Annotated in this window: 14 protein-coding genes; 4 read left to right on the top strand and 10 right to left on the bottom strand. The window is 39.7% G+C overall.

Annotation, left to right across the window (positions count from 1 at the left end; genetic code table 11):
• Positions 1 to 7: 7 nt before the first annotated feature.
• Positions 8 to 361: a hypothetical protein gene (locus tag G7062_RS09455; RefSeq protein WP_166065678.1), complete on the bottom strand. Its 354-nt coding sequence runs from the start codon at positions 359 to 361 to the stop codon at positions 8 to 10.
• A gap of 97 nt (positions 362 to 458) precedes the next feature.
• On the opposite strand from G7062_RS09455, the gene G7062_RS09460 reads away from it, so the two are divergent.
• Entirely contained in the window at positions 459 to 1,496 is a 1,038-nt protein-coding gene (locus tag G7062_RS09460; protein WP_166065679.1) for a Xaa-Pro peptidase family protein, read from the top strand.
• Positions 1,497 to 1,655: 159 nt separating this feature from the next.
• On the opposite strand, the gene G7062_RS09465 is transcribed toward G7062_RS09460, so the two are convergent.
• Positions 1,656 to 2,135 carry a peptidylprolyl isomerase gene (locus G7062_RS09465; protein WP_166065680.1) on the bottom strand — a complete coding sequence of 160 codons (480 nt, stop codon included), beginning with the start codon at positions 2,133 to 2,135 and terminating at the stop codon, positions 1,656 to 1,658.
• Positions 2,136 to 2,193: 58 nt separating this feature from the next.
• Between G7062_RS09465 and chbG the strand changes: the two genes are divergently transcribed.
• The 3 genes from chbG (at position 2,194) to G7062_RS09480 (ending at position 4,122) form a co-directional block, all read left to right on the top strand.
• Positions 2,194 to 2,904 carry a chitin disaccharide deacetylase gene (chbG, locus tag G7062_RS09470; protein ID WP_166065681.1) on the top strand — a complete coding sequence of 237 codons (711 nt, stop codon included), beginning with the start codon at positions 2,194 to 2,196 and terminating at the stop codon, positions 2,902 to 2,904.
• Positions 2,905 to 2,986: 82 nt separating this feature from the next.
• Positions 2,987 to 3,703, top strand: coding sequence for a GntR family transcriptional regulator (locus G7062_RS09475; RefSeq protein WP_166065682.1), 717 nt, complete (start codon positions 2,987 to 2,989; stop codon positions 3,701 to 3,703).
• A gap of 35 nt (positions 3,704 to 3,738) precedes the next feature.
• Positions 3,739 to 4,122 (top strand): VOC family protein, encoded by a 384-nt coding sequence (locus G7062_RS09480; RefSeq protein ID WP_166065684.1) that lies wholly within the window; start codon positions 3,739 to 3,741, stop codon positions 4,120 to 4,122.
• 44 nt (positions 4,123 to 4,166) lie between these two features.
• Here G7062_RS09480 and G7062_RS09485 read toward each other — a convergent pair whose 3' ends face one another.
• From G7062_RS09485 to G7062_RS09520, 8 genes are all read right to left on the bottom strand, one after another.
• Positions 4,167 to 4,391 carry a hypothetical protein gene (locus G7062_RS09485; RefSeq protein ID WP_166065685.1) on the bottom strand — a complete coding sequence of 75 codons (225 nt, stop codon included), beginning with the start codon at positions 4,389 to 4,391 and terminating at the stop codon, positions 4,167 to 4,169.
• Positions 4,366 to 4,824 carry a hypothetical protein gene (locus G7062_RS09490; protein ID WP_166065686.1) on the bottom strand — a complete coding sequence of 153 codons (459 nt, stop codon included), beginning with the start codon at positions 4,822 to 4,824 and terminating at the stop codon, positions 4,366 to 4,368. The genes G7062_RS09485 and G7062_RS09490 overlap by 26 nt, the downstream gene beginning before the upstream one ends.
• An 89-nt stretch (positions 4,825 to 4,913) precedes the next feature.
• The gene (locus G7062_RS09495; RefSeq protein ID WP_166065687.1) at positions 4,914 to 6,290 is read right to left on the bottom strand and encodes a PTS sugar transporter subunit IIC; all 1,377 of its coding nucleotides are present in this window, start codon (positions 6,288 to 6,290) and stop codon (positions 4,914 to 4,916) included.
• Positions 6,291 to 6,555: 265 nt separating this feature from the next.
• Entirely contained in the window at positions 6,556 to 7,668 is a 1,113-nt protein-coding gene (locus tag G7062_RS09500; RefSeq protein WP_166065688.1) for a M42 family metallopeptidase, read from the bottom strand.
• A 169-nt stretch (positions 7,669 to 7,837) separates the two neighbouring features.
• On the bottom strand, positions 7,838 to 9,676 hold the full coding sequence (locus G7062_RS09505; protein ID WP_166065689.1) for an ABC transporter ATP-binding protein: 1,839 nt from the start codon (positions 9,674 to 9,676) through the stop codon (positions 7,838 to 7,840).
• Positions 9,676 to 11,463, bottom strand: a complete 1,788-nt coding sequence (locus tag G7062_RS09510) for an ABC transporter ATP-binding protein (RefSeq protein WP_166065690.1) — start codon at positions 11,461 to 11,463, stop codon at positions 9,676 to 9,678. Before G7062_RS09510 ends, G7062_RS09505 begins: the two co-directional genes overlap by 1 nt.
• A gap of 24 nt (positions 11,464 to 11,487) precedes the next feature.
• Complete coding sequence (locus G7062_RS09515) at positions 11,488 to 11,988, bottom strand: Gx transporter family protein (protein WP_240915949.1); 501 nt, start codon at positions 11,986 to 11,988, stop codon at positions 11,488 to 11,490.
• Positions 11,985 to 12,362, bottom strand: coding sequence for a NusG domain II-containing protein (locus tag G7062_RS09520; RefSeq protein WP_166065691.1), 378 nt, complete (start codon positions 12,360 to 12,362; stop codon positions 11,985 to 11,987). The genes G7062_RS09515 and G7062_RS09520 overlap by 4 nt, the downstream gene beginning before the upstream one ends.
• Positions 12,363 to 12,453 lie beyond the last annotated feature (91 nt).

The raw sequence follows: 12,453 nt of genomic DNA on the forward strand, positions 1-12,453 counted from the left end.
AAGAGGTCTAATGCATTAAGCGTTCATTATCATTTGTAAAGTCAATAAATTCTTTGATTGTTGCGAAAACTAATTGAATTTGGTTTGGATCCATGGTTGTGACATCCCCTTGTAGGAAATACTCAACAATCGGGAGCACATCTTCTTCGTCCATTGAATCCTTAAAAGCGGTAACAAATCCAATTATCTTATCGGAGAGACGAACGTCATGAATGTTATCTTTAATTTCGCGCGTTACTTCTTCGAAACTGTCTTCAAGTTCGAAAAGGCTAATCGGACGGAATGGCGGAATAACAATTTGAATTGACGCATCGGCTGCACTTCTATTGACAATGATAACTTGCGATACTTCATTTTCCATCGATAACACATCCTTTCTCACCCCTAGTGTAGCATAAGTACTCCTTGATTGCATTTGCGATACCTAAAGGAATATAATAAGACAAAGGAGATTTGATATGACACGACTACAACAACTTCAAGAAACCATGACCCTCAATCAGCTCATTATTAGCGATGAAATGATGGTCAAGTACTTTACAGGACACCACTTTCATGTCGGCGAAAGAATGCTTGCGCTTTTGGTCAAAAAGACGGGTACACCCCTTTTATTCTTAAACTCACTTTTTAGTGCACCCCATGATATTGAAACTGTCTGCTTCACGGACAGTGATGATGCTGTGCAAATCATCATGGATCATCTTGACGCAGGGACATTGGGAATCGATGGGAACTGGCCCGCGCGTTTTGTGATTCCATTCATCAAGCACTATGATATTGCGGATGCATCTTCGGAACTCGAACAGATCCGCCGCATTAAGGATGCTAACGAAATTGAAATAATGATTGCGGCATCCCACCACAATGACCGTATAATGGAAGAAATGAAAGCAATCATTCGAGTTGGTATGACTGAAAAAGAACTCGCAGCAATCGTATTGCAAAAGCAAAGCACGGCACCTTTGGAAGGACCGAGTTTTGAACCCATTGTTGTATTTAGCGAAAACATTGCTGATCCCCATGGCGTCCCTTCAGACCGTGTACTTAAAGAAGGTGATGCCGTCCTTATTGACATGGGTGGGTTCTACAAAGGATATGCTTCCGACATGACGCGTGTATTTTTCGTTGGATCCAATCCAGAAATTGAAAAAATCTATGACATAGTACGTCGCGCTAACGAAGCAGCCATCGCAGCTGTGAAACCTGATATCCCTTTATCTGATGTCGACAAGGCAGCGCGAGATGTTATCACAGATGCAGGATATGGACCCTACTTCGTCCATCGCACAGGGCACGGTATTGGAATTGAGACGCATGAGACCCTTGATGTGTCAGCTGCAAATGCCACATTAATTGAACCCGGAATGTGTTTCTCTATCGAACCTGGCATTTATATCCCTGGAGTTGGGGGCGTACGCATCGAAGATTTGGTGAATGTCACGAATGGCGGCGTAAATGTCATGAACGCCTTTCCGAAGGAAATCCAACGTCTTTAATCTTTGAAAAGCAACGAATTCACTGTCAAAAAGTTTACAGATTTTTAAATGCACGATATGATGTATATGCAGTCATAAGATTGTAATGCTTTACATCCCCTCAAAGCATTTAAGGCAGCCTCACGGCTGCCTTTTTGATATTTCGATGCACTTTTTTAACTAAATAACGCGGATTGTTGCAATACGTTGGTCAACATCAGGTCGATCGTTGTGATTGCGTTTGACAGAAACAATTTCTTGAATTGTATCAAGACCTTCGATTACTTTACCAAATGCAGCATATTGTCCATCAAGATGGGGTGAATCTTGAGCCATAATAAAGAATTGGCTCCCAGCACTGTTTGGATCCATAGCACGCGCCATCGATAAGACACCCGTTGTGTGTTTCAAATCATTTTTGAAACCATTTGAAGTAAATTCACCTTCAATTGAATAACCTGGGCCACCCATACCAGTACCATCTGGATCGCCACCTTGGATCATAAATCCAGGAATAACACGGTGGAAAATTACACCATCATAGAATTTTTCCTCGACAAGTTTCAAGAAGTTCGCAACCGTTTTGGGTGCAACGTCTTCGTAAAGTTCTGCGACCATTTCTTGGCCATTTTCCATTGTAATCTTAATTGTAGTTTTCATAGAATACCTCCTCCACAATCATACCAAACGTGGTATAATTTTACTAGGAGGAATTAACATGAAAGTTATTATTAATGCCGATGATTTTGGCCTTACTTCTGGGGGGAATAAGGCGATTATTGAATGTCATAAGAATGGAATTCTTACATCCACTACACTCATGGCAAACACACGCTATACAGAAGAGGCAATTGCCTTAGCAAAAGAGAATCCATCCTTGGGCGTTGGTGTCCACATGGTTCTTACAACGCAATCACCGTTACTAAAAACACATAAAACTCTTGTTAATGAAGAAGGTCGTTTCAAATATTCGATTGATACAATTGATGAAGCAATAGATCTGGATGAAGTGTTCGCAGAGTGGGACGCTCAAATTGAAGCCATCAAGCAACATTTGGATATTACCCATTTGGACTCACACCATCATGTGCATATGCATCCGATTTTAAGACCTGTTACCGAAAAACTTGCTGCGAAGCATGGTGTTCCCTATCGATCACGAGAGTCGGAACTCCCAACGCAGGTAAAGGTTAATGAATACTTTTACAAGGATGGCGTTACACGCGATTTCTTCGTTGATTTGTTTACTGACAAAGATTACGAAGCCGTTGATGTTATGACACATCCCGCTTATGTCGATGATTATTTGGAATCCATCTCCAGTTATACACACTGGCGTAAGGACGAATTAGACATCATGTGCGACCCAAGTTTAAAAGCACTTGCAGATGCAAATGGCATCGAACTTGTAAACTATCGAAATCTCTAGTAAATAGTGGCTTGAACATTGAGTTCAAGCCCTTTTTATGCTATAATTTCACTAGCGTAGAGGGGTCGCATGGAGGCGAGAAATGACACACAAATACCAGAGTATAAGTTTGGAAATCGAACAAAAGATCATGAATGGTCACTACAACAATACTGGGAACAAACTACCCACCGAAGAAGATCTCGTAAATGAATATGGTGTCAGTAGAAATACGATTCGAAAAGCAATTGATACTCTGGTAAAAAAAGGCTTCATTATGCCTGTTCAAGGAAGTGGCATGTTTATACGTGACGTCTCAATGAAAAACTCCAATGCGATCAACCTTGAAAACTTTCGTGGACTTACTGCCGATTATCAATACAGCAAGATTGAAACCAAACTTCTTGAATTCCAAGAAGTAAAAGCAACAAAGAAAATTGCCGAGATTATGCAGTGCAATGTTGGCGATGATTTGTATTTCATCAACCGCCTTCGTATTATCGATGGGAAGAAATGGGTTGTTGAATACTCCTATTACAACAAGCAATACATTCCATTCTTAAACAAAGAAATTATCAATAACTCTATTTACAACTACATTCAACAAGCACTTAAGAAACAAATTGGATATGTTGATCGTATTATTGAAGCGGGTCCCTTGAATGAGAAAGATGCCAAACTCTTGGGTCTTGAAGTTGGTGATCCTGCATTAATCTCTACAAATAAATCAATGTTTAAATCAGGTGAAATTTTTGATTATTCAATCGATGTTCACAATTACAAATATACCAAGTTCTTAAAACTTTCGAACTTACTTTAGGATGGAAGCATCCTTTCTTTTTAAGGAGACACAGTATGTTACATCACATCGAACTCTATGTTGCTGACTTAAATGAAACGCGCCAGTTTTGGTCTTGGTTTTTGGATACGTTGGGGTACGCACTCTATCAAGAGTGGCCTGATGGATTTAGCTATCGCATTCAGGACACCTATATTGTCTTTGTACAGACTGAAGATAAATATCTTCACCCACCGTATCATCGCAAACACTCTGGTCTCAACCATCTTGCATTTCATGTCGCAAACCAAACACAGTTCAACCAGATACAATCACACCTCATTGAACATGGCATTCCCTTGCTTTATACGGATAAACAAGATATGAGTCCTGATATTCTTTATTTTGAGGATCCCAATCGTATGAAGGTTGAGTGCATCCTCTCTGGAAACAGACTCTGATAAAAAAAAGCCAAGTGAGTGTATCACTTGGCTTTGCTATAGCTTTAAGCTGCAACGACTTGGAAAAAGAGTGTACGTCCTAAGTCTGATCCTTTAATGCGGTCTTTAACATGACGAATTGCCTTGTCTAATTCCTCAGGCTTGTTTGTCGAAAAGAATAATTTCATTCCCTCTGACTTTTCATGTTTAAACGTAAAACCATCAATTTCATATCCATCTATAAGCTCAACGATGAAATCTCGTTTAAGCGGGCTCGATACTAGTATCATCTTTTTGTTCTCCTTGTTCTAACATCATTTTGATTCCTTCAAGACGTCTTCTTAATTTCTTTTTTGCTGATCCTCTGAGAATCGGCAAAGTCATAAGTGAGTAGTTCATGGTTCTCAACTTGCTTGTCTTGCCTTCTCCATCTTCGAATGAAGTTAAGTATGTTCCATTATCACCATCTGCTTCAAATTGATAATGACATAAAACAATATCCTTGCCAGACTCTGATCGAAGAATTAACTCCTTATGTTTTTCTTGTGTCGTGATTGATTGTTCGATATTGAACATCTTTCCTGTGAAGTTCATAGTTTCAACAGTAATTGTCTTACCGATTAATTTTGATGGGCTAGTCTTGAACACTTTAGCGAATTCCATTTCAACAAAATTCCAAACTTCATTGATTGGCTTTTCAATATAGATAGTTTCTTTAATCATGGCATGGCTCCTTCATAAAAATAGTCCTGTATAAGAGATATTATACAGGACTTTATATTTTATTTCTATTGCTTTAAGAAATTCAAATACTAAGCTGCGTTAATTTTTGCATCAGCATTGTTTGCCACCATTACAAATGGTACATAAATCACGAATGCAATAACTAAGTTAAGTGCTGCAATAACACCTGCACCCATGCTGAAGTTTGTAGCAAGAAGTGCATTCAAGATAGGTGGTGTTGTCCAAGGAACCGAGTTAACAATTGGTCCAGCGAATCCTGCAAGTGATGCACCATATGCAACCATTGCAAGAATTGGTTGATTCAACACAAATGGAATTATGTATATTGGGTTCAATACGATAGGAATACCGAAGAGAACGGGTTCGTTAATCATGAAGATACCTGGAGCTAAACTCAAACGAGCAACTTCTTTTTGATCACGAACTTTCGAGAATAGTAAGATAGCAATGATTAGTGGTAATGTAGCACCAGATCCACCGTGGAATACGTATGCATCCCATGATCCACTTACCCAATAAGCCAATGTATTTTGTCCAAGTGGGTCTTTACTTACAGCAGTAATTCCTTTTTCAAATGCTTGCAAGTTGTGTGTTCCCAATGTTCCATAAATTGGACTCATAACCGCAGCAAGTAGGTTAGCACCGTGTAATCCAAAGAACCATAGTAATGGGATAAGTACTGAAATTACAATAATTAATACTGGACCTTGTGAGATTGAAGCAAATGGCTTCGCAATATAGACTTCAAAGAGCATAAAGATTGATGGGCTTAATGCAGCTTCACCAAACATTTCCTCGAGTCCGCCCCATCCAATTGATGCAATCACAAATTTTACGATCGCGAAGATAAGTAATACGATAAATCCAGGAATGATTCCCATAAATCCACGTGTTACTGCTGGTGGAACTGTATCTGGCATTTTGATTGTCCAGTTTTTGTTGACAATCGCAAAGTAGATTGCTGGAGCAATAAGTCCAACGATAAGAGCAACGAATACTCCTTGGCTACCTAAGTAGTGGCCAACCCATCCTGCAATTTGCAAGTTTTGACGTGATAGAGCACCAAGAATAATAAACGAACCCATAGCAATTGTTCCTGTTATTAGGGCATCTTGATTTTCAAATTGAGCACGTAGGTAAGCAATTGTAAATACTAAGGCAAGACCCAAGATAGACAACGTACCGGCGTCCATAGCACCTAAGACTGGAGAGATATATTTCCCAGTAAATTGGAAGAAACCACTCTCTTCAGCTTTAAATAGTGTTGCAATAAGTCCCCCAGAACTAAATACAACGTTATTAAGTAATAACGCAATCGCACCCGCCATAACGAGTGGCATTAAAGCCGCAAACGCATCACGGATTGCAACCAAGTGACGTTGGTTACCAATCTTTGCCGCGATTGGAACTAGCTTGTCTTCGAAAAACTGGATCATTCCATCCATATAAATCCTCCTTCTCCTCATCATACCCTGATGATTTATGGTGACCGACAATTTTAAGTTGTAGGTACCAATTACACCCATATTATATCTATCGTTATAATGTTTGTAAAGGCTTTCTTTTCATTTTTTTATCGTCTTTTATCACATAATTAAAATAACCCACTTCTAAGTGGGTATAATTAATGTAAACGCTTTATAATTTTATGAGGATTATGAAGTTTTCACATAATTAAAGGACCGATTTATCATCGGTCCTTGTGTAATTTTATCGTTTGTAGTTTCTTAGTTCTTCAAGAACTTCGGCGTTTGCACGTCGTGCAAATTCAGTCAATAATTTAACTGTGTCGAGATAGTCTTTTCTATGAATAATACCATAATGTGAATGAATGTAGCGTGTTGGAATGGATACTGTTACTGTAATAACACCATCATGGACTTTATGGATCTCGCCAGAGTCCGTCCCACCTGCTGAGAGTAGTTCGAATTGGTAATCGATACCCAATTCATCACAAAGATCTTGTAAGTGGTACAGAAGGCCTTTATGGCTTATGTATGAAGCGTCCATGACTTCCAAAGTCACACCAACGCCTAATTTAACATTATTGGTTTCACCGGGTGTATCTGTAGCAATTGTTGTATCAATTGTAACTGCGATATCAGGGTTTATTTTTTGAGCAGCAGTTTTTGCTCCGCGAAGACCGACTTCCTCTTGTACGGTTCCAACAGAATAAATATGCGCATCAGTACTTTCATTCTTTAATCCACGAATTACTTCTGCTGCAACTGCAGCTCCAATACGGTTATCCCATGCTTTTGACATAAGGTAATTTGGATTGGCCATAACATGGAAGTCCGCTTTTGGTGTAATTGCATCACCAACTTGAATCCCAAGGATACGAACTTCGTCTTTAGAAGCAACACCAAGATCTACATAAAGGTCTTTAAGTTCCATAACTTTATTGCGAACAGCAGGTGCCATTCCATGGGGAGCCTTTGAACCGACAACACCAACATAGTCTTGTCCGGAACGTGTTGTAATGGTAACAGGTTGTGATAACAACACGTGTGGCCACCATCCACCAACTGGATGCAGTCTTAAGAATCCATTATCATCGATACTCTTAACTAAAAAACCGATTTCGTCTATGTGTCCAGCAAACATAATCTTTGGACCATTGGCTGCACCTTCTTTGTGGGCAATGATTGAACCCAAGTTATCAAACGATACATCATCTGAGAACTCCTCAACCCAATTCTTGTAAACCTGAGCCATTTCACGCTCATGTCCGGAAATACCGTTTGTTAATGCAAAATCAGCTAACATGCTTAAATTTACATCACCGTAAGCTTCTTCAAGTTTTTCAACTTTTTTGTCCATTTTCCTGTCTCCTAATTCTTTTTGTCAGCGACAAATTCTGCGTCCCCAATAATGTCGTCATAAACATGTTAAACACTCGCACATTTGTCTATTTATTAATTCATGGTATATCATATCACATCATTTTCTGATTGGCACTTCTTATGATAGAAAAAGTGCCCGTAGGCACTTATAATTCAGACATCATTTTGTCTTGCATCGTTTCATTAAACTGATTTGTATAAAGTTTGTGATAATACCCGGATTTTTCTAACAATTCAGCATGCGTTCCGTCTTCAATTATTTCACCTTTACGGATGACAAGAATGCGATCGGCATTGACGATTGTTGAAAGTCTGTGGGCAATGATAAAGCTTGTCTTCTCTTTCAATACAGTATCCACAGCATGTTGAATGACTGCTTCTGTTTCCGTATCAATTGAAGATGTTGCTTCATCAAGGACAAATATCGAAGGATTAGCAAGCAAGGCACGCGCAAATGAGACAAGTTGTTTTTGTCCTGTCGACAAGCGTCCGCCGCCTTCTCCAACATCTGTATCATAGCCTGCTTCAAGTTGCAGGATGAAGTCGTGGGCATCAACAAGTTTTGCTGCTTCCACAATTTCCGCGTCCGTTGCATCCAGGCGGCCATATCGAATGTTTTCTTTTACGGTTCCGGAAAAAAGGTGTGGTGCTTGGAGCACATATCCAAGGTGTGAGTGTAACCACCCAATCGAGCGCTCGCGATAATCGACACCATCAATCAATATGCCCCCCGATTTCGGCTCATAGAAACGGCATATAAGATTCACAATGGTACTCTTACCAGAACCGGTTTCCCCAACCAACGCAATGCGTTGACGTGGTTTCACCGTAAGGTTAAAGTTCTTAAGAATTGGTTCTTCAGGATTGTAATGGAAATCGACATTTTTAAACTCAATATCGCCAACAATGTCTTCATAAACCGCTTCATTGGGTTCAAGAATGGTTCCATATTTCGCAATGACTTCTGGTGAATCAGTGAGATCTGATTCTGTATGCAACAAGGATAGGACGCGCTCCGCTGATGCTTGCGCCATTTGTAGAGATGCAAGGATTCCCGAAATATTACGCAACGGTTCAAAGAATTGACCGGCATACTGCGTAAACATAATCAAGGTTCCAATTTGAATGAGTGATTGCATCACAAGATTACCACCCAACCAAATTACACCCGCATTCCCAAGGGATGATAAGAGGATGACAATTGGAACATATAAGGAACTTAAAATAATGGCACGAAGGGATCGTGATTTCATCTCAGCAGTAAGACTTGAAAATTCGCTAAAATGCATGGATTCTAAGGCCATTGTTTTTGTCGTCTTTGCACCTGAGATTCCTTCACTGAATCCACTTGTAATTCGAGAGTTCACAGCCCGTGTCTTACGATAGTTTCGTAAGATGCGTTTTTGGAACCATCCGCTGACAAGATAAACAAATGGAACCACAATTACAACAACCAGTGCTAATTGCCAATTGGTTACAAACATAACCGCAGTCAGCATGACCATCATGAAAATCCCCCACAACAGGTCAATGAAGCTCCACGACAGGATTTCAGAGAGTCTGGCGATATCACTTGTGACACGCGCCATAATCCATCCTGACGGCGTCTTATCATAGTAAGAGAACGATAGGTTTTGGAGTTTCTTCATGGCATTTTGACGGGTGTTGTAACTCACATCCATTTCAATTAAGCCACTTTGATAAATAAATTGATAGATTAAGTAAGCCTGGAGTGCAACCAAACCAGCATACATTAGTGCAAACCGAATAATATCTTGCGTTGTTCCCACTCCCGTATAAAACACATCAATCGCATGACGATTGAGAAGTGGCAAGGTAACGCCAATACATGTCTCACCCAAAATAATAACCATGGCCAAGATCATGCGTTTCTTACTTGTCGCAAGAAGTCCAAGGATGCGTTTCCACAAACCTGTATCAAGCGACTCAGAAGCAAAAATTTCTTCTTCAAATTCTGGATTCATTATTGGTCACCTCCAAACTGATTGTTTTGGATGCTTGCAATCGTACGATACAATCCTTCTTCTTGAAGCAATTGACTGTGTGTACCGATTTGTGCAACTTTACCTTCATTGATGACCACGATTTTGTCAGCATTCTGTGCTGAGTTCACACGATGGGTAATAATCAAGGTTGTCGCATCACTGTTTGAGGTTCGCAACTCATTTCGGATTGTTGCATCGGTTTCCGAATCAAGTGCTGATAAGGAATCATCGAAAACAACAATCGGTTGTTTGTTAATAACAGTTCGTGCAATCGCAACACGTTGCTTTTGTCCCCCACTGAGTGTTACCCCTTTTTCTCCAACTAAGGTTTCATAACCTTGGTCAAAATTGGAAATAACATCGTGAATGGATGCAACACGCGCAGCATCGTAAACTTCGCGTTCTCCTGCATGCGGAGTCGCCAGTTTTATATTTTCATAAATCGATTTTGAGAATAAATACGGTTCTTGCAACACGATACCCACATTTTGTCGAACATGGCGTGGAGCAATGGTATTAATATTGTGTCCATCGAAGAGAATCTCTCCCTCCGTCACATCATAAATTCGTGTTAAAAGATGGACCAAACTGGATTTCCCACTCCCCGTTGGCCCCATAATTGCGACCGTTTCACCAGGGTTGACACTAAAGGAAACACCATCAAGAACTTTATCGGTTCCATCATCATAAATAAAGGTAACATTTTTGAATTCAATAGCACCACCGATTTTCGGTGTTTCTCCACGATCCAAATCTTCTTCCTTTACATCTAAGATTTCATTAAGCCGGTCAATCGCGACCGTGACTTTTCCCATATCAGATAGAATACGTCCAACATTTCGAATTGGCCAAAGTACGGTACTGATATACGATACAAAGACAACCGCACTCCCCACACTCATCGCACCACTTCGAACTTCAAAGATACTTGCGATAAGGACAGCTAGGATTTGCAGGAAACACAGTAAGTCTGAAGTCCCCCAATAAACACCCAGAAGCCAAATAAGATGGTTTGTTTTGTCTTTATAGATTTTATTTTTCTTTGTGAACTTTTCAAGTTCAAATCGTTCACGATTGAATGCCTTCACAACACGAACAGCATCCAAGGATTCTTGGAATACTTCTGATAATGCTGCTTCTGCTTCATCACTTTCACGGAAGACTTCTTGCATCTTTTTAAAGAACAAGTATCCAAATAAGAAAATGAATGGAAAGACAATCATTGAAATGAATGTCATTTTTACATTGATGTTAAACATTACCGTTAATGAAATAGCAACCATTAAGATGGCATACACAAATTCACGGATTTGATTGGATAAGAAACGATTGATTGTATCCACATCTGAAGTACAGCGTTGGATAAGATCGCCTGTTTTTGCACGTACGTGATATGCGTAAGGTAATGTTTGCAAGTGATCATACAGATGATTGCGTAATCGCTCTGTAAATGTCTCGGCAAAAGAGCCAATGGATTGACCCCTTATAAAAAGTGCCAGTCCACTTACAAAGTTGAGTCCCACAATCACTATCGCGATGACCCAAAGGTTATTTTTGACAAAATCAACACCGCCAGCGAACGCCGCGAACGCACGCCACATAGGCTGTGTGATAGGGTCGCCATTGATAACATTATCAATGGTGAACTGTAATAAAAGTGGATTCACTAAAACTACAGTAACATACACAAGTGTTGCCACAACCATGTAAATAAGGTTGCGCTTAAAACCCTGCGTATATCGCGTGATAAATTTTATTTGATTCATAGTTACCCCTATACTGTTAGTTAATTATATTTTAAATCGTTTGTTTATAGCTTGTACAAGATATCCCGTTAAGATTCCGGTAGGAATGCCTGTAAATAACATGACTGGAAGCCACGTAATCATCAGCGGCATGCCCGTAATAAAAACAATCACAATGATTTGTCCTATATTATGAAACGTTGCTGATGCTGTCGAAATACCGATTTCCGACATTTTTGTTAGTTTATGTAGAATTACAACTGCCGTACTGCTGATGAGTGCACCGATAAGCGCTAACCAAAAACCAGTACCGACTAAAAATGTTCCCCTTAAAAGTGATGCGATTAAAACACGCATTATGTTAACGATGTACATTTCTTTGACGCCAAAAAAATACAGTGCAAAAAGTCCCAAAACATTTGCTAATCCTAATTTCACACCGGGTAGACCAATTACAAAGACAGGTTCCAATAAATTAACTACAAGAGCCATACCAATGAGCATGGTAAGAATTGTCATACGTTGCGTTTTATTTCTAATTGTCATCGGATAATAATATCTTCTTCAGTTGCGGCATTATTGGCTTCGACAACGATCAGGATTTTATTGGGAAGGCAAACAATCGGGACGTTTGTTTTATCTACCCATCCTTGAAGTGAACAATAATTTAAAGGAGAAATTTCGTCGGCCACACGTATCCTGCCGTCTTTGACTTCAATCACGACATCGCCTAACTCACCGCTTACGGTGTAGAATTCATCCTTGTTCATATCGATTCTTAACACTTCTTTATCTTTGTATGTTACAACTGCCTGGGTTAAATCGGCATTGACTGTTTCGACAAGTTTACCCGTTGAAAAGAACAACGCAACGGATAAGACGAACACAAGACCGATGAAGACTTTATCTGATTTATTCATAGTTTCTCCTTTCTGTATGCTTTAAATTTTAGCATAATTCAGAGCGCTTTCCTACACAATTCACGCTATTTATGGCGCTTTTGCATCTTTT

Origin of the sequence: Erysipelothrix sp. HDW6C, assembly GCF_011299615.1 — a bacterium.
Classification (GTDB): domain Bacteria; phylum Bacillota_I; class Bacilli_A; order Erysipelotrichales; family Erysipelotrichaceae; genus Erysipelothrix.